Origin of the sequence: Acinetobacter sp. YH12076 (assembly GCF_013419525.1) — a bacterium.
Classification (GTDB): domain Bacteria; phylum Pseudomonadota; class Gammaproteobacteria; order Pseudomonadales; family Moraxellaceae; genus Acinetobacter; species Acinetobacter amyesii.
In genome coordinates this window covers 1-21383 of the sequence record NZ_VOZY01000012.1, presented here as the reverse complement: position 1 = coordinate 21383, position 21383 = coordinate 1, and the positions used below count along the sequence as shown (strand labels likewise).

23 protein-coding genes and 2 tRNA genes are annotated in these 21383 nt (G+C 40.7%); 11 read left to right on the top strand and 14 right to left on the bottom strand.

Features of this window, described 5'->3' with window-relative positions; all coding sequences use genetic code 11:
- On the top strand, positions 1–552 hold the full coding sequence (rsmD, locus tag FTU22_RS12415) for a 16S rRNA (guanine(966)-N(2))-methyltransferase RsmD (RefSeq protein WP_168378319.1): 552 nt from the start codon (positions 1–3) through the stop codon (positions 550–552).
- A gap of 56 nt (positions 553–608) precedes the next feature.
- Here the strand turns inward: rsmD and FTU22_RS12410 are convergent, their stop codons facing one another.
- The gene (locus FTU22_RS12410) at positions 609–1091 is read right to left on the bottom strand and encodes a hypothetical protein (RefSeq protein WP_180094717.1); all 483 of its coding nucleotides are present in this window, start codon (positions 1089–1091) and stop codon (positions 609–611) included.
- Positions 1092–1290: 199 nt separating this feature from the next.
- Here FTU22_RS12410 and FTU22_RS12405 point away from each other — a divergent pair, with 199 nt between their 5' ends.
- Complete coding sequence (locus FTU22_RS12405; protein WP_180094715.1) at positions 1291–2028, top strand: sulfite exporter TauE/SafE family protein; 738 nt, start codon at positions 1291–1293, stop codon at positions 2026–2028.
- A gap of 190 nt (positions 2029–2218) precedes the next feature.
- Positions 2219–2548 carry a hypothetical protein gene (locus FTU22_RS12400; protein WP_078192963.1) on the top strand — a complete coding sequence of 110 codons (330 nt, stop codon included), beginning with the start codon at positions 2219–2221 and terminating at the stop codon, positions 2546–2548.
- A 79-nt stretch (positions 2549–2627) separates the two neighbouring features.
- On the opposite strand, the gene FTU22_RS12395 is transcribed toward FTU22_RS12400, so the two are convergent.
- On the bottom strand, positions 2628–3206 hold the full coding sequence (locus FTU22_RS12395) for a 1-acyl-sn-glycerol-3-phosphate acyltransferase (RefSeq protein WP_171263760.1): 579 nt from the start codon (positions 3204–3206) through the stop codon (positions 2628–2630).
- Positions 3207–3486: 280 nt separating this feature from the next.
- Between FTU22_RS12395 and FTU22_RS12390 the strand changes: the two genes are divergently transcribed.
- The gene (locus FTU22_RS12390) at positions 3487–3969 is read left to right on the top strand and encodes a copper resistance protein NlpE (RefSeq protein ID WP_078192964.1); all 483 of its coding nucleotides are present in this window, start codon (positions 3487–3489) and stop codon (positions 3967–3969) included.
- 79 nt (positions 3970–4048) lie between these two features.
- On the opposite strand, the gene groL is transcribed toward FTU22_RS12390, so the two are convergent.
- The 4 genes from groL to FTU22_RS12370 all read right to left on the bottom strand — a co-directional run bounded on the left by groL (position 4049) and on the right by FTU22_RS12370 (position 7935).
- Positions 4049–5683, bottom strand: coding sequence for a chaperonin GroEL (gene groL / locus FTU22_RS12385; protein ID WP_078192965.1), 1635 nt, complete (start codon positions 5681–5683; stop codon positions 4049–4051).
- Between the two features lie 73 nt (positions 5684–5756).
- Positions 5757–6047, bottom strand: coding sequence for a co-chaperone GroES (groES, locus tag FTU22_RS12380; RefSeq protein WP_078192966.1), 291 nt, complete (start codon positions 6045–6047; stop codon positions 5757–5759).
- Positions 6048–6230: 183 nt separating this feature from the next.
- The gene (locus tag FTU22_RS12375) at positions 6231–7016 is read right to left on the bottom strand and encodes a metallophosphoesterase (protein WP_180094713.1); all 786 of its coding nucleotides are present in this window, start codon (positions 7014–7016) and stop codon (positions 6231–6233) included.
- Positions 6997–7935, bottom strand: a complete 939-nt coding sequence (locus tag FTU22_RS12370) for a diacylglycerol kinase family protein (protein ID WP_078192968.1) — start codon at positions 7933–7935, stop codon at positions 6997–6999. The genes FTU22_RS12375 and FTU22_RS12370 overlap by 20 nt, the downstream gene beginning before the upstream one ends.
- Positions 7936–8348: 413 nt before the next feature.
- On the opposite strand from FTU22_RS12370, the gene FTU22_RS12365 reads away from it, so the two are divergent.
- Positions 8349–10181 (top strand): phosphoenolpyruvate carboxykinase (GTP), encoded by a 1833-nt coding sequence (locus tag FTU22_RS12365; RefSeq protein ID WP_180094711.1) that lies wholly within the window; start codon positions 8349–8351, stop codon positions 10179–10181.
- Between the two features lie 80 nt (positions 10182–10261).
- On the opposite strand, the gene glpD is transcribed toward FTU22_RS12365, so the two are convergent.
- Entirely contained in the window at positions 10262–11779 is a 1518-nt protein-coding gene (gene glpD / locus FTU22_RS12360) for a glycerol-3-phosphate dehydrogenase (RefSeq protein WP_180094708.1), read from the bottom strand.
- Between the two features lie 343 nt (positions 11780–12122).
- On the opposite strand from glpD, the gene FTU22_RS12355 reads away from it, so the two are divergent.
- From FTU22_RS12355 to FTU22_RS12345, 3 genes are all read left to right on the top strand, one after another.
- A complete protein-coding gene (locus FTU22_RS12355; protein ID WP_180094706.1) occupies positions 12123–13442 on the top strand; it encodes an MFS transporter in 1320 nt (439 codons plus the stop codon).
- A 287-nt stretch (positions 13443–13729) separates the two neighbouring features.
- Complete coding sequence (locus tag FTU22_RS12350; protein ID WP_078190125.1) at positions 13730–15049, top strand: MFS transporter; 1320 nt, start codon at positions 13730–13732, stop codon at positions 15047–15049.
- A 198-nt stretch (positions 15050–15247) separates the two neighbouring features.
- Positions 15248–15676: a hypothetical protein gene (locus FTU22_RS12345; protein ID WP_078193296.1), complete on the top strand. Its 429-nt coding sequence runs from the start codon at positions 15248–15250 to the stop codon at positions 15674–15676.
- Positions 15677–15744: 68 nt separating this feature from the next.
- Here FTU22_RS12345 and FTU22_RS12340 read toward each other — a convergent pair whose 3' ends face one another.
- Both FTU22_RS12340 and folD read right to left on the bottom strand, forming a co-directional pair.
- Positions 15745–16413, bottom strand: coding sequence for a methyltransferase (locus FTU22_RS12340; protein ID WP_180094704.1), 669 nt, complete (start codon positions 16411–16413; stop codon positions 15745–15747).
- 269 nt (positions 16414–16682) lie between these two features.
- Positions 16683–17531 (bottom strand): bifunctional methylenetetrahydrofolate dehydrogenase/methenyltetrahydrofolate cyclohydrolase FolD, encoded by an 849-nt coding sequence (gene folD, locus FTU22_RS12335; protein ID WP_078189885.1) that lies wholly within the window; start codon positions 17529–17531, stop codon positions 16683–16685.
- Between the two features lie 152 nt (positions 17532–17683).
- Here folD and FTU22_RS12330 point away from each other — a divergent pair.
- Together FTU22_RS12330 and FTU22_RS12325 are read left to right on the top strand one after the other, a co-directional pair.
- Positions 17684–17757, top strand: a tRNA-Cys gene (locus FTU22_RS12330).
- Between the two features lie 10 nt (positions 17758–17767).
- Positions 17768–17853, top strand: a tRNA-Leu gene (locus tag FTU22_RS12325).
- Between the two features lie 154 nt (positions 17854–18007).
- On the opposite strand, the gene FTU22_RS12320 is transcribed toward FTU22_RS12325, so the two are convergent.
- Positions 18008–19000, bottom strand: coding sequence for an NAD(P)H-quinone oxidoreductase (locus FTU22_RS12320; protein ID WP_180094702.1), 993 nt, complete (start codon positions 18998–19000; stop codon positions 18008–18010).
- A 131-nt stretch (positions 19001–19131) separates the two neighbouring features.
- Here FTU22_RS12320 and FTU22_RS12315 point away from each other — a divergent pair, with 131 nt between their 5' ends.
- The gene (locus FTU22_RS12315; protein ID WP_180094700.1) at positions 19132–19482 is read left to right on the top strand and encodes a co-chaperone YbbN; all 351 of its coding nucleotides are present in this window, start codon (positions 19132–19134) and stop codon (positions 19480–19482) included.
- Between the two features lie 13 nt (positions 19483–19495).
- Here the strand turns inward: FTU22_RS12315 and FTU22_RS12310 are convergent, their stop codons facing one another.
- The 4 genes from FTU22_RS12310 to FTU22_RS12295 form a co-directional block, all read right to left on the bottom strand.
- A complete protein-coding gene (locus FTU22_RS12310) occupies positions 19496–19756 on the bottom strand; it encodes a DUF2798 domain-containing protein (protein ID WP_180094698.1) in 261 nt (86 codons plus the stop codon).
- Positions 19749–20090 (bottom strand): DUF3861 domain-containing protein, encoded by a 342-nt coding sequence (locus tag FTU22_RS12305; protein ID WP_180094696.1) that lies wholly within the window; start codon positions 20088–20090, stop codon positions 19749–19751. The genes FTU22_RS12310 and FTU22_RS12305 overlap by 8 nt, the downstream gene beginning before the upstream one ends.
- On the bottom strand, positions 20087–20608 hold the full coding sequence (locus FTU22_RS12300) for a PadR family transcriptional regulator (RefSeq protein ID WP_180094694.1): 522 nt from the start codon (positions 20606–20608) through the stop codon (positions 20087–20089). The genes FTU22_RS12305 and FTU22_RS12300 overlap by 4 nt, the downstream gene beginning before the upstream one ends.
- 66 nt (positions 20609–20674) lie before the next feature.
- Positions 20675–21307, bottom strand: a complete 633-nt coding sequence (locus FTU22_RS12295; protein WP_180094692.1) for an AAA family ATPase — start codon at positions 21305–21307, stop codon at positions 20675–20677.
- Positions 21308–21383 lie beyond the last annotated feature (76 nt).

Sequence of the window (21383 nt, the reverse complement as noted above, 5' to 3'; positions counted from 1 at the left end):
ATGAAAAATCAATTAAGAATCATTGGGGGTGAATGGAAACGCCGTCAACTGCCTTTTGCCAGTATTGATGGTTTACGCCCTACACCTGACCGTGTGCGCGAGACATTATTTAACTGGCTCATGTGGGATGTTCAAAATGCCAAAGTTCTCGACCTTTGTACAGGTTCAGGTGCTTTGTCATTTGAAGCACTCTCACGTGGTGCAGCAGAAGCTGTTTTAATTGAACCTGATCGCACCCAAGCGAAATTTCTCATGGACAATTTAGAACTTTTAAGAGTGAGCAAACAACGTGTGCAACTCAAAAACATGACGGCACAACAAGCCATTCCTAACTTGAAAGACCAATTTGATCTGATTTTCTTAGATCCCCCTTATAGTCTTGATTTATGGCAGGAACTTGCTGAATTGGTCGATCCGTGCATTGCAGACAATGGTTTAATTTATATCGAAGCTGATCGTGATCTTGCTCAGTTAAAACTCCCGAGCAGTTGGCAGCAAATCAAACAAACCAAAGCTGGGACGGTGCGTGCAGGCTTATATAAAAAGGCTTAATGTAAATGCACACAAAAAAGGACGTCAATGCGTCCTTTTTTATTACTTGAAAATCATTAAACCTGTGGTCGAAGTGGACGCTGGCTGTTAAATCCACCCGGAGTTTTAGCTTTATCCACGGGCGTCACTTTTGGACGTTGTTGCTGTGTTTTTTGCTGCTGGGGCTTGCTTGTATTGGGTTTAGCTGGCGTCTGAGGCTTTGAGCTTGGACGATGCACATTTGACGGATGCTGAGATGAAGGATTCTGTACATTCGGGTTATGCGCATTTGGTTTATGTATATTGTCTGGACGGTTATTCGAATTCGGTCGTGGTGAGTTTGGTCGATGTTGCGGGCTATTCACTCGACCATATGAGCGGTCATAACGCTGACTTGAGTCATAGCGCTGTCCGTATGAACCACCATATTGACCTGAATAACCATATTGATTTGCATAACCATATCGATTCGATTGGTATCGGCCATCATCAAATGGCGCCACGACACACCCTGTAAATGTAATTGCAACCACAGATAGCAAAGCAACTTGTTTAAGCATGTGTAGCACTCCTCTTTGATGAAGAGCATTTTCACTTATCGAAATGAATTTAATTGGAAGTCTGTGTACATCTGCTGTATTTAAATATTCATGTTCTATTCATGATTTGATGTCCAATTTTGCTACATTTACTCAGTCAGCCACATTTATATAGAAAAATTCACTACAATAGCGCCACGTATTTCAAAGCTGTAATTTAATGACTTGGCTGATTTTTATTCTTGGTGCCATCTTTGCGGGATTCGTACAAGGATTAACAGGGTTTGCATTCGCCCTTATTGCAATGTCATTTTGGGTTTGGATACTTCCCCCGCAAATAGCAGCACCCTTGGTCGTCTGCGCTTCAATTTATAGCCACTTCATTTCATTATCATCAGAACGCAAAAGCATTCCGATCAATAAAAAAATCATTTATCCCTATTTAATTGCAGGAATTTTAGGTGTGCCGCTAGGTACCTATTTATTAGACAGCATTAATCCAGATACATTTAAATTGGTTTTGGGCGCTTTTTTAATGTTTTGGTGCCCAATTTTATTTTTTAATCCAAAATTTTCATTCATCCAAAAGACAGGGAAATGGGCGGATTCTAGTATCGGATATATTGCTGGAATCTTGGGTGGTCTTGGAGGCTTTTGTGGTGCATTACCCTCTGCATGGCTCATGCTGAAAAATACACCCAAAGCAGAACAACGCTATATTTTGCGACATTTCAATTTAGCCATTCAGCTCGTCACACTCATTAGCTATCTGCTACAAGGGATCATCCATCGTGAACATCTGCCCTATTTAGTCGTGCTTTTGGTGATTATGGCTTTTCCAGTGATTTTTGGTGCCAAACTTTTTTATCGCATTTCAGAACGCCAATTTAAACATATTGTATTAGGTCTTCTATTCTCTTCAGGCTGCTTCTTGGTGACGATGAGTATCTTAACCTGATGACTCCAAACCTAAAGATATTTGTCCAAATTGTTCTAACAAAAAGCCTTTTCAGTTAGACATTCACATCTTGTAACAATGACACAGTTCACATTTAAATAAAAATTAGCCAAATGGTAAAAAAGTGATTAATTTTTTTGTCGAAAATTAATAGAATATTGCACCTCATAATTTTGCTTAAAATAAAACCATGAAAAAGTTCATCCTGCTTGCAGGTGTGACTCTGCTTAGCGGCTGTATGTTTGGCACGTCCAGCGAAATTAAAAAAGCTGAAAAACTACTCTCCCATTTTCAATGCAATAATATTGAAAGTTCACATATGACTCATAGCTCGATTACAACTTTCCATGAAGAAAAACTAGCATCAAGCAAACAAAAAGTCGTGTCTTATATCGATAGCTATAAGCAAGGCGAAAAGTTATTTCGTATTCCGCTCATCGATGTGGTTGACCAGCAATACATTATTTATAAGGCGGCATGTCAAAATCTGGGCGGTATCCATCCCGATTTTCATGATTAAATTCAATATAAAAGTCTAAACAAAATCATCTAAACGTAAAAAGGACAGCCGATGCTGTCCTTTTTATTGGATGGTTAGATTAGTAATAGCGTGTATCGACACTGAATTTTTCAGGAAATTTGGCATGAATTTGCGCGTAAAAATCCATGATTTCAGCCATATCTTTTTCATAATCGCCTGTAGGATAAACGATTTTACCCACACCCGTTTTTTTCTGCGCATAGTCCATATAGGCTAAAGCAATCGGTACACCTGCTTGCATGGCAACATGATAAAAACCGGTTTTCCACTTCTCTTGTTTGGCGCGTGTCCCTTCAGGCGTTACCAACATGACTAATTTCGGATGATGCTTAAATAAGTCAGCCATGAGCTCAACCATACTTTGACGTGCTTCACCATCTTGTTTTGGACGACGATTAATACCAATTCCGCCCATAGCACGTACAAAAGGCCCAAACGGGAATTTCATATAACTGTCTTTAATCGTGATACGAACATTTACCCCTAAAGCTTTCAGGGCAAGGCGTGCATAAAGTGCATCCCAATTACTGGTATGTGGCGCTGCAATCATGACACATTGGTCGATATTTAAATCCCAATGGTTATCAATTTGCCACCCCATTAAGTTCAGACTTTTTTCCGCTGTTTTTTCAAACACAATTTGCACCGACAGTTTTTTCTATGCCGCAGAGTTTAACAACGCAAAATAATTATAAAAGCCTATATTGTTTAGTTATTCACCAATTAATATATAAATGTCCTTTAGCGTTCACTTTTAGGTAAATCACCAATATTTCACTATTTACGAATTTTAAAAATCAAATGTCTGTTTTGATGTATTAACCAAACACACAATTGTTAACAAGAATAGGCTATTTTTCTTGAACAATAAAAGCCACGCTTAGCATTATATTGGGTACGTACGGTGTATAAATCTCATGAAAAAACTAATCCTCGCTCTCTGTATGGTCAGTGCAACCCTAACGGCATGTTCAAAGACCAGCAATGAATCTGAAACCGCTACACCACCAGATAATAATGTCATTGCCAATACAGACGCAGCCTCAGAAAGTCCGATTGCCACAGGTGATAACACCGAAAATGCACTTGATTGGGCAGGTGAGTATAAAGGGATTCTACCTTGCCATGATTGCAAAGGGATTGAAACTGAACTTGAACTCAAACTTGATAAGAGCTATGAACTCAGCCAAGAGTTTTTAGGTAAACCTGCGAACACTGAAAATAAAGTGAAAGGCAGTTTTAAGTTCTTGCCAGATCAACCTGGAATGATTCAACTTGATGCCGAGGGCGACAATCGAATTTACTTTGTAGGTGAAAACTTTATTGAGCTTCGTGGTGATAAAGGTGAAAAACTAGAAATGCCTGAAGTAAATCTTAAACTCACCAAAAAGCTTGATTAGTGTTTTATTTTAACTAGGATTGTTATAAAAAAATCCCCGCAAGTAGCGGGGATTTTTTAGATCGGATGATCAGTATGAATTACATCATACCGCCCATGCCACCCATACCGCCCATATCAGGCATAGCAGGTTTGTCTTCTGGGATTTCAGTAATCATACATTCAGTTGTAAGCATTAAGCCCGCAACAGATGCAGCATGCTCAAGCGCAGAACGTGTTACTTTAGCTGGGTCAAGAATACCCATTTCTAACATATCGCCATACTCTGAAGTCGCAGCGTTATAACCGAAGTTACCTTCACCGTTTTTCACAGCATTGATTACAACTGATGGCTCATCACCAGAGTTTGCAACGATTTGACGAAGCGGTGCTTCAATTGCACGACGTAAAATGTTGATACCAACATTTTGGTCATCGTTAGCACCAGACACACCTTCAAGTGCTTTTGCAGCACGTACAAGTGCAACACCACCACCTGCTACAACACCTTCTTCAACTGCAGCACGAGTTGCATGAAGTGCATCGTCAACGCGATCTTTCTTCTCTTTCATTTCAACTTCAGTTGCAGCGCCGATTTTGATTACAGCAACACCGCCTGCCAATTTAGCAACGCGTTCTTGAAGTTTTTCTTTGTCGTATTCTGAAGTTGATTCTTCAATTTGAGCACGAATTTGAGTTACACGTTCAGCAATTTGCTCTGCAACACCTGCACCATCAACAATTACTGTATTTTCTTTAGAAACAGTAACTTTATGCGCTGTACCTAAGTGCTCAAGTGTAGTTTGGTCTAAAGACATACCAACCTCTTCAGAAACTACAGTCGCGCCAGTTAAAATCGCGATGTCTTGAAGCATCGCTTTACGACGATCACCAAAACCAGGTGCTTTAACAGCACAAACTTTGATAATGCCACGCATGTTGTTTACAACAAGAGTTGCAAGTGCTTCACCTTCAACATCTTCAGCAATGATAAGAAGCGGTTTACCTGTTTTAGCAACAGCTTCAAGTACAGCAATTAATTCGCGGATGTTGCTGATTTTTTTATCAACAAGAAGAATGTATGGGTTTTCAAGTTCAGCTGTTAGTGTATCTTGCTTGTTTGCAAAGTACGGGCTGATGTAACCACGGTCAAACTGCATACCCTCTACAACATCTAGAGAATCTTCAAAGCCTGAACCCTCTTCAACTGTAATTACACCCTCTTTACCAACTTTTTCCATTGCTTGAGCAATAAGTTTACCAACAGTGGTGTCAGAGTTCGCAGAAATAGAACCTACTTGTTCAATCGCTTTAGAGTCAGATGCAGGTTTTGCAGTCGCTTTAATTTCAGCCACTACAGCTTTAACCGCGATGTCGATACCGCGTTTAAGATCCATTGGGTTCATACCCGCAGTTACTGATTTAATCCCTTCATTAAGGATTGCTTGTGCAAGAACAGTTGCAGTTGTTGTACCGTCACCCGCGATGTCGTTGGTTTTTGAAGACACTTCACGAACTAACTGAGCGCCCATGTTTTCAAACTTGTCTTTTAACGTGATTTCTTTAGCAACAGAAACACCATCTTTAGTGATGTGCGGTGCACCGAAAGAACGGTCGATGACAACGTTACGGCCTTTAGGACCTAAAGTCACTTTTACAGCATCTGCAAGTACATTTACACCCGCGATCATTTTTGAACGCGCTGAATCACCAAATTTTACGTCTTTAGCTGACATGTCTAACTCCGAATCTTTTTAAAATTTTTAACAATTTATGATGAATAAAAGGGTCTAAATGCGTGTACGAAACTTAAGCTTCAAGTACCGCTAAGATGTCAGACTCTTTCATAATAAGAAGCTCTTCGCCTGCTACTTTTACTTTTGTACCGGCATAAGTGCCAAACAATACGTTGTCACCAACTTTAACGTCTAATGCACGTACGCCATTGTCAGTTACTTTGCCATTACCTACAGCGATTACTTCGCCTTGAGCAGGTTGTTCAGCTGCTGAAGTACTTAAAATAAGACCACCAGCAGTTTTAGTTTCCTTTTCAACACGGCGAATCACAACGTTGTCATGCAAAGGACGAATATTGCTCATAGTTAACTCCAGACTAAGTCTATTTACTAGATAAAAGACGATGACATTTTGATTTCCGTAAGCCATCGACAAAAAATAATTTAGATGACACTTTTGTGGGGATGGAAAAAAACCCTTCAAGGGCAAAATTTAATTTTTTTCATTTTTTTGTATTTTTTTTCTTCAAAATTTAAATTTAAAGGATTAAAGCTCATCCAAAATATGAGTACTAAGATTTTCTTCGAATATTTTTAACTTTGAATTATAAAAATAATGCTGCACATTCATCTGCTCATCAATGACATTAAAACTGTTGGCAAGGTTATCGTGTAGGCGATATGACGTTGCAGTTCCAGCATGAATATCCCAAACTGGATGCGCAGCACCTAAAGCATAAATCTGATTGAGGTCATAGCTGGCTGGAACATGTAAATGCCCATGCAATAAACCATTTAAACCGTGTTGACTCCACTGTTCGAGTGCCAAACGCCCTTGAACAGGACAATCTTTCACACCATGCGGGTCATTGGGCGGCGTATAAAAAGGTTGATGCGCTATGATTAATTTTACTTTATTGGGCGGCGCATGTTTAAGTAATTTCTCGACATGATGTATTTGCTCGAGCGATACATGCCCTCGCGTATGGTAACGACGGCGAATACTATTGATCCCAATTAAATAAAAATGCTCGGTTTCCAGTACATTTTCCATGGCACCAAAAAAAAGTTGATAACGTGCAAAAGGGCTAAAAACACGGTTCCATAAATGATATAACGGAATATCATGATTCCCCGGCACAACGATATAAGGCAGCTTTAAGCTTTCTAAAAATTGCTTACATGCATAAAACTGACGATAACGCGCACGTTGGGTCAAGTCTCCACTGGCAACCACGGCCTCGATACGCTGTTCACGACAAAATTGCTGAATAGCGCGCATACACTCTGGCTTTTCAGTGCCGAAATGCAGATCAGACAGATGCAGTATCATGTGGCACCCGTATCTTTAAGGCTTGTTTTTGCACTCGAATTTTAAGCGGCGGTTTCATTTCTACAATCTCACCATCCACAGCAACGGTCATTTTTTTTCGTTGGGTATGTATGGTGACTTCATCAGCGGCAAAACTATACACATCTGGTGCATTGTCGATATTGCCACGGATCAATTGCCATAAAATTTTAAATAACGTTTTCTTATCACTTTTTGCGACAACCACACCTGCAACTTTACCTGCCTCTGCATCTTTAGCGATTTGCAAGTTTAAATCGGCCAATTGCAATTGATTATTGCCAAAAAAGATCAAGGGCGTTTTGACTGGATAAATATGATGATCCACTTCGATTTCCAATTTCAGCTCTTTACGATCTCGAATGAGCACATCCAAACCTGAGGTATAAGCATGCAATGGGAAACGCCCAAACTTTTGATTATAAAATTCTCTTTTTTGTATAAATAAAGGATACAAGCCCAAACTGGCATTGTTTAAATAGATATGTTCATTGATTTGCGCCACGTGCACCTGTCGATTATTGCCTGTCGCAATCACCTGTGCCGCTTGAATTAAATCGAGAGGAATATTGAGTACCCGCGCCACATAATTAAATGTGCCCAAAGGTAAGACCCCCATAGGAATATCGGTATGCATTAACTGATGAGCAACAGCATTTAAGGTTCCATCACCACCTGCAGCAACCACAACACCCAAATTATCTGGGTCTTTATGGCGTGCAAATACCTTGCTCATTAAAGTATCAAAACTCGCTTCCTGCCCAAGCTCAAATGACTGTATTTCGAAATTATGATCGGATAAAATCCGCACAAGTTCCTCGTAGACTTCATCTTTGTTTGCAGCATGAAATCCTGATTTTTTATTATAGATAATAGATAAAGGCTTGGCTTGTTTAATCACTTTTTATACATCTTGGCCGCTTAGTATTGTATTTTGTCGAATTTAACAGCAAATAATAGCGCCTTTATGTAAAAATCGAATTACCACCATTTATTTAATCAATAATAATTCTCAAATATCAATTACATGCAACTTTTTGTTTTTATTAAAAATAACTATATAAAATATTGTCCATCACGTTAATAAATAAAGTGAAAATTCACCACACAATATGTTAAGTTATTGTATTTTATCTATATTTAATATAAATAGCATTAACTACCAAAAAAAATCTACCACTTCTTTAGTCTTATTTTTTTTATGATTTTATGCTTTAATACAGCCACTTTTTTTTCATCTTTTATCTGCATGATGTATCCCATGATGCAGATTATACTTTGTACGGTTAGTACATTTTTGAGATAGGCCTCACCATGACCCAAGTGAACGCACCAGAATTCGTTCGTCACCCTAAGCTCATTGCTTGGGTGGAAGAAATTGCCAAATTAACCAAACCAGCAAAAATCGAATGGTGTGACGGTAGCGCAGAAGAATATCAACGTTATATCGACTTGATGATCGCTAACGGCACTATGCAAGAACTTAACCAAGAAAAACATCCTGGTTCTTACCTTGCTAATTCTGATCCTTCTGACGTTGCTCGTGTTGAAGGTCGTACTTACATCTGTTCTGAAAAACAAGAAGATGCAGGCGCAACAAACAACTGGGAAGCTCCAGCTGAAATGCGTGCTCGTCTGAATGGTTTATTTGACGGTTCAATGAAAGGCCGTACTTTGTACGTAGTTCCTTTCTCTATGGGTCCTTTAGGTTCTCATATTGCTCACATCGGTATCGAACTTACTGATTCTCCTTACGTTGCTGTAAGCATGTCTAAAATGGCTCGTATGGGTAAAGCTGTTTATGACGTACTTGGTACTGACGGTGACTTCATTCCTTGCGTACACACTGTTGGTGCTCCGCTTGAAGAAGGTCAAAAAGACGTTGCTTGGCCTTGCAACCCTGAAAAATACATCGTTCATTATCCAGAAACTCGTGAAATCTGGTCTTACGGTTCTGGTTACGGCGGTAACGCATTGTTGGGTAAAAAATGCCTAGCTTTACGTATTGCATCTTCTATGGGTCGTCAACAAGGTTGGTTAGCTGAACACATGCTAATCCTTGGTGTGACTAACCCACAAGGCGAAAAACACTACATCGCAGCTGCATTCCCTTCTGCTTGTGGTAAAACAAACTTCGCGATGTTGATTCCACCAGCGGGTTACGAAGGTTGGAAAATTGAAACTGTAGGTGACGATATTGCTTGGATCAAACCAGGTGAAGATGGTCGTTTATATGCAATCAACCCTGAAGCTGGTTTCTTCGGTGTAGCACCTGGTACAAATACCAAGACTAACCCGAACTGTATGGCGACTCTTCATAAAGACGTAATCTATACCAACGTTGCTGTAACTGACGAAGGTGAAGTATGGTGGGAAGGTCTGACTAAAGAAGCGCCTGCTAACTTGACTAACTGGAAAGGTCAACCACACACCGGCGAAGAAAAAGCAGCTCATCCAAATGCTCGTTTCACTGTTTCAGCTGGTCAATGTCCTTCTATTGATGCTGACTGGGAAAATCCAGCAGGTGTTCCAATTTCTGCGTTCATCTTCGGTGGTCGTCGTGCAGACACAGTGCCTCTAATTTCAGAAGCATTTGACTGGGTTGACGGTGTTTACAAAGCTGCAACTATGGGCTCTGAAACAACTGCTGCTGCTGTTGGTCAACAAGGTATCGTTCGTCGCGACCCATTTGCGATGCTTCCATTTGCTGGCTACAACATGGCTGACTACTTCACTCACTGGTTAGAAATGGGTGAGAAAGTTGGCGAGAAAGCTGCTGCTGCTGGTAACAAGCTTCCTGGTATCTACAACGTGAACTGGTTCCGTCGTGATGCTGAAGGTAACTTCGTATGGCCTGGTTTCGGTCAAAACATGCGTGTTCTTGAGTGGATCATCGATCGTTGTGAAGGTCGTGCTGATGCTGTTGAAACTCCAATCGGCCGTGTACCTACTTACGAACAGCTAAACTGGACTGGTTCTGATTTCACTAAAGAACAATTTGACCTGGTAACTTCTCAAGACAAAGATCAATGGATCAAAGAACTTGAAAGCCACACTGAATTGTTCAACAAACTTGGTGATCGCTTACCAAAAGCACTTAAAGTACGTCAAGACGAACTTTTAGAAGCTGTAAAAAAATCTGCTTAATCGGCCTTTAATTTCCCTCCTTTAAAAGAGGGATTAAGAAAGATTTAAAAGACCGCCTTGCGCGGTCTTTTTTATATCAACTAAGCCACATCTTGAGCTTTTTGCTTTATACGTATTGCCATTAAGTACTCGTCCAAAACATCAACTTCAGATGCACTGAATTGCAAATATAAGTTTGTGCGTCTTTGCAAAATATCTTCAGAGCTTCTCGCCCACTCATGCTCAACCAAATAATCTACTTCTTGAGCATACAAGCCATGCCCGAAGTTTTGCCCAAGCTCATCAATCGAAGTTAAATGATTCAGCAAAATCCAGACACGTGTTCCATAAGCATGCGCCCAACGACTTGCTAGACTGTTTGAAACACCTTTAACATTTTGTTGGATTTCAGCTATCAACTGCTCGATTGATTCTAAATTTTCCGCACCAGGTAATGCTGTATCAGCAGTCCAAGGCTTGGATCGATGATGAAAAACAGTTTTAAGTTGATCTAGCGCCGCTTCTGCGAGTTTTCGATAGGTGGTGAGCTTGCCACCAAAAATTGATAGCAATGCTGCACCTTCTACATCGGTCAGTGCCAAAGTATAATCTCGCGTGACTGCTGCTGGATTATCTGATTCATCATCACACAGCGGACGCACACCTGAATAGGTTGAAATTATGTCCGTTTGCGTCAATTGAGTTTTAAAGTGATCATTTGACACATCAAGCAAGTAATCGATTTCTTCTTGGCTTATCTTTACTCGATTTGGGTCTGCATGATATTCACGATCTGTCGTGCCGATCAGGGTATATTGTTCTAAATATGGGATCGCAAAAACAATGCGATGATCATCATTTTGCATAATAAAAGCTTTATCACCGTCAAAGAGCTTTGGAACAATGATATGGCTACCCTGTATCAGCCGTATACTATAAGGTGACTCTTGCTTTAACCCCTGTTTTATAAAGTCAGCAACCCAAGGACCTGCCGCATTCACCAATACTTTAGCCTGCACATTTTGCAAACCCTTGGCATTTTTCAAACACACCTGCCAAATGCCACCTTTACTATATGCATTTAAACATTCTGTTCGAGTCAGAATCTGTGCACCATGTTCTCGTGCTTGTATTGCATTGAGTACAACCAAGCGTGCATCATCCACAACGCAGTCGGAATATTCAAACCCTCGAGTAAATCTGGGTGCTAAAGGACTAACTTTCACATCAAATTCAATTCCATTGGAGCCAGCAAGCTGTTCTCGCTTACCCAAATAATCATAAAAGAATAATCCAGTCCGAATTAGCCAAGCCGGACGTAAGTGCGGTTCATGTGGCATGATAAAACGCATAGGCCGAATAATATGAGGGGCTTTTTTAAGCAGAACTTCGCGTTCTGCAAGCGCTTCACGTACTAAACGAAATTCTTTATGCTCTAAATAGCGAAGACCACCATGAATTAACTTGCTACTTGCAGATGAAGTATGGCTCGCGAGATCGTCTTTTTCGCAGAGCAAAACACTTAACCCCCGCCCCGCTGCATCACAAGCAATACCAACACCATTTATTCCACCACCAATGACCACCATGTCATATACTAATTGTTGTTGTGTATTCATCGCTCCCTCCCACTCTATCTTTTTATTCAACAATGCTTCGTTTTCTTTGCTTTTTTATTTTTTCTCATTGATCATGATTTTTTGATCCAGATACCTATTTTGGTCACGATATCCTTACGCTGAGTTTTTGTATTCCTCATTAAATGAGAAGTTATATTTTAAATGTACGTTTAAAAGCCTGCTGGCTCAAGTATGAAATCAATCATTTTAAGGCCCAAGCCATTATTCAAAGCAAAATTCATGACAAGTTGTTGATTTGTACACTTTTTAAACAAAACCTCTTTTTTAGTTTACATTTCATGCTTTTCGATACGCATAAGATATTTTCACACAATAAAAAAAGATGGATTTTAAAATGACGGAAGAAATTGTTACTCAATCAAATTTAGATACAAAGACCCGAGTGAAATCCATTCTCGGTGGTTCAGCCGGTAATCTTGTTGAATGGTACGATTGGTATGTCTATGCAGCATTCACCCTCTATTTCGCCCATGCTTTTTTCCCTCAAGGTAGCCAGACTGCACAGCTTCTCCAAGCTGCGGCCATCTTTGCAGTCGGCTTCCTCATGCGACCCATTGGTGCATGGATTATGGGGATCTATTCAGACAAAAAAGGTCGAAAGTCAGGTTTAACCCTCTCCGTCACACTCATGTGTATCGGCTCATTGATGATTGCTATTTCTCCAACGCATGACCAAATTGGTATTTTGGCGCCGATTATTCTTGTGGTTGCACGACTAATTCAAGGTTTAAGTGTCGGAGGAGAATATGGCGCCAGTGCGACCTACCTTAGTGAAATGGCTGACCGCGACCGTCGTGGTTTTTTTTCAAGCTTTCAGTATGTGACACTGATTGCAGGTCAGTTGACTGCACTGTGCGTACTACTTATTTTGCAATGGTTGCTGACCGAAGAACAATTGAATGATTGGGGCTGGCGTATTCCATTCTTTATCGGTGCGTGTTTAGCGGTAGTGGTTTTCCGTATTCGACGTGGCCTACTAGAAACTCAATCCTTTAAAAATGCACAAGAGCAAAAGGACCAGCCTGAATCAGGCTTATTTTCTCTATTTAAGCATTATCCGAAAGAAGCATTCACGGTGTTATTTTTAACAGCTGGGGGTACATTGGCTTTTTATACCTACACCACCTATTTGCAAAAATATCTGGTCAATACCTCTGGCTTTAGTAAACCTGAGGCCACGCAAATCACCACTTTAGCACTGTTTATTTTTATGTGCTTACAGCCACTTGCAGGCGGTCTATCCGATAAAATTGGTCGTAAGCCTCTAATGATTGCCTTCGGGATCTTAGGGGTGCTGTTCACCTATGTTCTATTTAGTGCCTTAGGACAAACTCAAGATTATTGGACCGCATTTTGGCTCTGTCTCGCAGGTCTAGTGATTGTCACGGGATACACCTCGATCAATGCGGTTGTAAAAGCAGAAATGTTCCCTGCACATATTCGCGCATTGGGTGTTGCGCTGCCTTATGCACTTGCAAATACCATCTTTGGTGGTACAGCAGAATTCTTTGCGCTAAGTTTTAAAGAAGCTGGTCACGAGTCATGGTTTTTCATCTATGTAACCATCATGATTTTTATTTCGTTATTGGTCTACGTCTTTATGAAAGACACCAAACACCATTCCAAAATTCAGGAGCATTGATCAGGTTCATTTGATGATGACTTATCGATCAAGCTGATCAAAAACAGCATGTTTTTTCAATCTAAGCCTCAACTTATGAGGCTTTGTTGTTTTCATTTAGTCGTAAAAAATGTATCTGATCAAAAAAATCGCATTTTATAGACTAAAGTCGCATGATTTTCTGCAACAACAGGAGTATAAATTAAATAAATATAGTTCTATCTCCCATTTCGACAAAATATATTGATTTAAACTTTTCCCAAAGAGTTTAAATGGATATGTTTTGCATTCATTCCTTGGAGAATGATGTGTCAAACTCATCTGAGCCAGTTGTTCCTGAACAATTGGATAGAAAAACTCGTGTCAAATCTATCCTCGGCGGATCTGCCGGCAACCTCGTTGAATGGTACGACTGGTATGTCTACGCTGCCTTTACCCTTTACTTTGCACCGCAATTTTTCCCTGACGGTGACAATACTGTAAAACTCTTACAAGCAGCTGCAGTCTTTGCACTCGGTTTCTTAATGCGTCCAATCGGCGCATGGGTCATGGGTATTTATGCTGACCGTAAAGGTCGTAAAGCAGGTTTAACGCTGTCTGTATCGTTGATGTGTGTCGGCTCACTGATGATCGCATGTGCACCAACCTACGATTCTGTAGGGATGCTCGCACCCGCTATTCTACTTTTAGCGCGTTTACTCCAAGGCTTAAGTGTCGGCGGTGAATATGGCTCTAGTGCGACCTATTTGACTGAAATGGCAGGTAAAAACCATCGTGGTTTCTTCTCAAGTTTCCAATATGTCACACTGATTTCAGGTCAGCTACTGGCACTTTGCGTTTTAATTATTTTACAGCGTAATTTCTCAGAACAAGCTTTAACTGAATGGGGCTGGCGTGTTCCCTTCTTTATCGGTGCTTTGCTCGCAATTGTGGTGTTCTGGATTCGTCGCGGTTTAGTTGAAACTCAATCCTCTAAAGAAGCTCAAGAACAAGCTAAAAATGGTGGTCCAAAATCAGGGGCTTTAGCGTTATTTACCAAATACCCTAAACAAGCCTTCACTGTGATCATGTTAACTGCCGGTGGTACTTTAGCGTTCAACACCTTTACAACTTATTTGCAAAAATATTTGGTCAACACGTCTGGCTTTGAGAAAACCACAGCTACCGAAATTACCACTGCTGCGATTTTCATCTTTATGCTTTTACAACCTGCTGTAGGTGCGCTTTCAGACAAAATTGGTCGTAAGCCAATCATGATCGCCTTTGGTGTGCTTGGTGTACTGTTTACCATTCCTATTTTCAATGGTATCGGTTCAACTACCAGCCCAACCACAGCATTTATGCTTTGCATGAGCGGTATGGTGATTGTCACTGGTTATACTGCGATTAATGCCGTAGTGAAAGCAGAGTTGTTCCCTGCACACATCCGTGCCTTAGGTGTTGCATTGCCTTATGCCATTGCAAATACACTCTTTGGTGGTACAGCAGAACTTGTAGCTTTGAGCTTCAAAAATGCAGGCCATGAAAACTACTTCTTCTACTACATTACATTCATGATTGGTTTATCTTTAATTACCTATGTCTTCATGAAAGATACTAAAAAACATAGCATGATCACTGACGATTAATTCGCTCAGCCCTGCTATTCCACTTAAGCTCATCAAAGCCTATTTTGATGAGCTTTTTTTATCTCCATTTCCATCTACTCATCGTTTCGGCTGCATCAAAGATTTAATCAAACTTCTTTGGCTTTCTTGGTTTTCGCCATCGAGTCGACAGACGGACTATGGCATACTGAACATACAAATACACACGGCGAATGAATGATGAAAAATATTTACAAAGTTTTAAGTTTGGGTATTGTTGCAATGTCGATGGCTGCTTGCCAAAGCACTCCACGTGCTTTTAATGGTCAAACGGGCTTTCAAATAGAGTCCAAATCTGCAGATAGCGCAACACTTGCATATACTTTAGCGGGTCGCCAAAACCAACAACTGGATGCCAATAAATTACAGCGTGCTTGCCAAAAAGTATTAAATACGCAAAAGACCTATAAATTACAAATCTTAAGCGTGAACGAAATTGCAAATCCTGCTTTGGAAAATACCCAGTACGGCCGTCAAATTGGTAATACACGTGCGAACTTCGGTCTATCAAATACTCCTGATCTACGTAACTCTGAAAACTTAGGCGCGCGTGATGCACTCGATGCTCGCCCTGCCACCTTACGTGTGGTTCGCTATACCTGTTCTTAATCAAATTTGCTGTTCAAAATATAAAAAATAAGACGCTTTAAGCGTCTTATTTTTTATGGGTTCAATATTTATAGGGTTTTATAAAAACTCACATTACGAAACTCAGGTGATTCATCCAAATCAGGCCATGTCGTCGCGCTTCGTTCATCGAGTTTTTCATATTTAGGATGACTAAAGTTTTTCACCCGACTATCTGCCACCCACACTTCTGGAGCAAACTTTAAAAACTCATCCAAAAAGAAACGGTTGCATTGGTCATATAGCACATCGGCAGCCAATAAAATATCGACTTGTTCGGCTTTATACAGATCGTCTAAATATTCGAGTTCAACATTATTCAGCTCAGCATTCGCACAGCAAGCATCTAGGCTTACTTGATCGATATCACAGCAGATCACGCGTTTCGCCCCTGCCATTTTCGCGGCAATCGCCACCACGCCTGAACCTGCACCAAAGTCCAACACCACTTTATCTTTGACATGATGCGGCTCAGCCAATAACCACTGCGCCATAGCAAGTCCTGAAGCCCAACAAAAGATCCAATACGGCGTGTCGTTCCAAATCCTTCGAATGACTTCGTCATCCATTTTATCCGTTGGAAATACGGGTGGAATCAACCATAGAGAAATAGGTGTTTCAGGCAACTGTTGTGCATGTAATTCACAATGCGGAATGACTTCATGCAGTGCTTTAAGGAGGTGCTCAGGGGCTTGAGGGAATTGGAAAGTACAGCTCATTGGAATTTTATTTTTCGAATATGCAGAGTTTTAGTGTCATAAAAGCCTAAATTAAGATCGGAAGTTCCCTCTCCTGAGCAAAATTTAAAGCACTGCTTTTAAATTGAAGCGCAAGAGAGGGTTAAGGAGAGGATTATTTATAAAAAAGCACCCTCACCCCAACCCTCTCCCACAGGGAGAGGGAGCAACATAGAATCAATTTGAGACGATCAGTTCCCTATACTTTTAGGAGATGAGAAGCACTGCTTCGCAAGAGAGAGGTCTAAAGATTAACCTAACGCTTTTTCAGCAGCTTCAACAGTTTGACGAATCAATGTTGTGATTGTCATTGGACCTACGCCACCCGGTACTGGTGTATAAGCAGAAGCAATTTCTTCGATACCCACCAATTGGATATCACCTACACCGCCGCCATCACGTGGATGAAAGCCAGCATCAACCACTACAGCACCCGGTTTGATCCAATCTTTTTGAATCAATTCTGCTTTACCAACCGCACCTACAATAATGTCAGCTTGTTTAACAAAGTCAGCCAAGTTTTGAGTACGTGAATGGCAAGTGGTCACTGTTGCATTCGCTTCAAGTAGCATCGCAGACATTGGTTTACCCAAAATTGCAGAACGACCCACAACAACCGCGTGTTTACCTGCGATTTCAATATTGTTTTCTTTTAGAATGGTCATGATACCTGCAGGAGTCGCTGAACCATATGCAGCTTCACCCATCGCCATACGGCCGAAACCTAAGCAGGTCACGCCATCCACGTCTTTTTCAAGAGAGATCGCATCGAAACATGCACGCTCATCAATTTGAGCAGGTACTGGGTGTTGTAACAAAATACCGTGAACATCTGGGTTTGCATTCAATTTTTCAATTTCAGCAAGCAATTGCTCAGTTGTGGTTTCTTTAGGAAGCTCAACTTTTAATGAATCCATACCAACACGGCGGCAAGCATTCCCTTTCATACGCACATAAGTTGCAGATGCACCATCGTCACCTACCAAAATAGTCGCAAGAATTGGGGTACGACCAGTTTTCTCTTTTAGCGCTTCTACGCGAGTCAACAAGTCAGCTTCAATTTTCTTCGCCAATGCACGACCATCTAAAACTAATGCCACGGCACTTCTCCAAGTGATGATATGAATCAATTTTGCACATAATACATGATTATTTTAAATTTTTTACCTTGTATGCTGCTTTTATGCTCATACAGATGAATCTGCTATTGTTTTTTTTTCAGAGCTTGCTAATATACGCATCAACAAGACATGGCGGGGTGGCAGAGTGGTCATGCAGCGGACTGCAACTCCGTGTACGCCGGTTCGATTCCGACCTCCGCCTCCAATCTTGTTAAGCCCGAGTGGTGAAATCGGTAGACACAGGGGATTTAAAATCCCCCGCCCACAAAGCGTGCCAGTTCGAGTCTGGCCTCGGGCACCATTCTTCTACTACTGAAGATGGTGTAATAAAGAACCCAGCGATAAGCTGGTTTTTTTATGCCTAAAGTTTAGTAAGACAATAAAAAAGAGGGACATCGCCCTCTTTTATTATTTTAAAACACCCTGCAAATACATCGCGTTTTAAAAATAATCCTTTAGATCACTTCAACCACAATCTTACCCACATGGTCGCCTGTATCCATGGCTGCATGTGCTTCTTGAATTTGATCAAACTTAAATGTTTTGTAAATCATTGGCAGGCATTCACCTTTAGACCATAACGGAACAACATTTTCCTGAATGCCTTTGGCAATCTCTGCTTTTTCTGCAGTATTACGCGCGCGCATGGTTGAACCGGTAATGGTCAAACGCTTCATCATGATTTGACCTAGTTTCACGTCTTTGGCTTTTGCACCACCCAAGAAAGCGATATAGACTAAACGGCCGTCACGGCGCAGCAGATTTAAGTTTTTTTCTAAATACGGCGCACCGACCATATCCAAAACCACATCTACACCGCCGTTCTCGGTTGCATCATTAATCACTTGCTCAAAATCTTGAGTTTTATAGTTAATGGCTGTGGTTAAATTTGAAATAGCTGCTACTTTTTCATCTGAACCCACGGTTGCAAATGACTTAAGACCCAAAGATTTACATAACATTAGCGCTGTGGTGCCAATACCGCTTGCGCCGCCATGCACCAGTACGGTTTCACCAGCTTTGGCATGCGCCATTTGGAATACATTGGCCCAAACTGTAAAGAATGTTTCAGGAATGGCTGCCGCTTGAGTAAAGCTAACACCTTCAGGAATACGAATGGTTTGGCTTTCAGGCACCACGCAATATTCTGCATAACCGCCGCCATTGGTCAGACCGCAGACTTTATCACCCACTTGAAACAAAGTGACCTCTGCACCGACAGCAACCACTTCACCTGCCACTTCCAAACCCGGTACTGGCGTTACCCCTTTCGGCATTGGGTACAAGCCTTGGCGCTGTAAAATGTCTGGACGGTTAATACCAAAGGCATGCACTTTAACCAACACTTCATCCGCTTTCACATCTGGGATGGCAACGCTTTCATAGGCCAGTTTTTCAACACCGCCCGGTTCAGTAATAATGACCTGCTGCATGCTTTGCTGTGACATTGTTTTTCCTTTTCAATTATTGACTATTCATCTATCTCTGCACTATTTGAACATAGAAAGCATACAGATTGAATAACAATGGACTTATGTATAATTGGCTGACTATTTAGCAAATTAATAATAGGCAGCACATGGTTCAGGTTGTTGAATATAACGAAGATAACGCCAGCGACTATGAATGGTTCGATGGTTTTGCCGTGATTCGTTTCTATGCAGACTGGTGCGCGCCCTGTGTGCAGAACTTCCCTGTATTTGAGCAGTGTGCAAAGCAAATGTCCGTGCAGCATACACAGCTCAAATTTGGCAAGGTAAATATTGATTCCTCACCGATACTAACCTTGCGCTATAACGTTTATGGACTACCTTCAACCTTAGTATTTTATCGCGGGCAAGTCATTCAACGTATTGCAGGAGTTAAATCACTGACTGAATTAACAGCCATCATTCTAAGCGCGATGCAGTCACACTCAGACGATGACTAAGAAAATTTTCCTTTTATTTGGATGTAGGCTCATTCGGTAGGCGCACAAACTTCATTAAAGTATTACGCACCAAAGGCAAAACCACTAAAATCAGCGGAAATGCCATCATCCACGATAGGCTCCAAGCTTGTAACCAAATCCCTAAGAAGCCCTCAACCGCACCGACTTTTAAAAAAATATTAAAGCAAGAAATAGCACCACTCATAATGCCAGATAGGATCAAAGGCATTAACCACGTGAGATGCTTAGGATGAAATTTTGGGAGATTATTCATGGCTTGCACCTTGTTCTATCGTTGCTGATTGTGCATTTTGAGTTTTCACAGTTTGTTTTAGGGTTTTCATAAATTCAATAAATTGCGGTAAAAACTCCTTAAATAAAGGGTTGTCTTTATTTTCCAACAAAGTTTCACCAAACAGTTTCAGACCCACGGCAAAGGCTTTGGTCTTTTCATCATCTAACAATTGCGCTTTGGTCAAATGCTCCAGCACCTTAAACATGTCATCATGGTTATAGGCATTAAACTGCAAAGCTTCTGCATAGGTCGATGGATTGCCCTTTGCATCCGCCACGTGTTTTAGCGTAATTTCATATTGATGCTGTTTCATTGAGACACCTCCATACGGCTGATTTCGACCGCCGCCTGATCGATTTTTTCCGCAATGGCATACACCTGTTCAGGGGTAAGTTCACAGTGCTGAATTTTAATGCGCAGTGATGCTTTTAGATTTTCCATTGCACGTTTAATGTCGACGTATTGTTCGTTGTTATGAATTTGTTTACGGGTATCAAAACGGCACAGAATCTTTTCTACAGTCGCTTGCTCAGCTTCTAGGTGCTGCATGCCGAGTTGGGTAATGCTGTATTGCTTACGGTCGTCTGTATTGAGTTCTGCATGTATGTACTGCTGTTCTTCTAGGTAGTTCAGCGTTGGGTAAATGGTGCCTGTGCTTGGACTGTAACCGCCGCCAACGACATTTCCTACATCTTTAATGATGTCATAGCTGAACTTTGGTGCTTGGGAGATAAGATGCAGCACTAATAGTTTCATGTGCCCTGCTTCAAACAGGCGTTTGCGGGTTTTAACTGGACTATCGCTACCGTCGAGAAGGTCTGAATTTGACATAGCAAAGATACACCTTAAGATTTATTAAGATATATCTTATCAGTGGTGAAAAATTTATACAATACTCTAAGTTAGTTGTTCCTCTTCAATCCTCATCATCATATTGTAGTGTCCAAGTTGTTGAGTATGCTCAAAGACCTTTCGAAAAACTAACTTATATTGATCAATATCTGTTGATTGCGTTGATAAGTTATAATCATCAAAAATATTATGTGATCCTGAGTGCATCCAATCAATCAATGAATTGACTAAAACTTTCTCCCGCCCTTCAAATTTATCCACAATTTGATTTAAACCGCTATTCCCCCAATACTTGAAATAATTTTCAAGTATTCGTCTCATAATATTTTGCACACCAATAACGCTATTATTTTCTAGATTCCTGTACTCACTCCACAAGTATTCATAAGAATTAATAATAGGATTTTTTTCATAGTAATCAATTTTACTATTTCCTATAATTTTTTTAACCAAATAATAGCTCACATTTTTCTTATCGAACCCTTTTCCACCTCTAAATGAAGTAACTTCTGAATTAAAATAGATATTATGTGTTAATATAAATAGTTGCCGTATAGTAGATGACTCATCTAATACGTCCCTATACAACCCTTTTAACAGCGTACTAACGATAAAAATAATTTCACTAGGCTTTGTTGCACAAAGATTTGAAATGCAAAGCGCCCCTAATTGATCCAAATTTAAGGCGTAACTTGGGTAAGTGGGCGACCTAATTCCGTAAATCTGTTAAGGACTGCTACACGTGCATGGATCT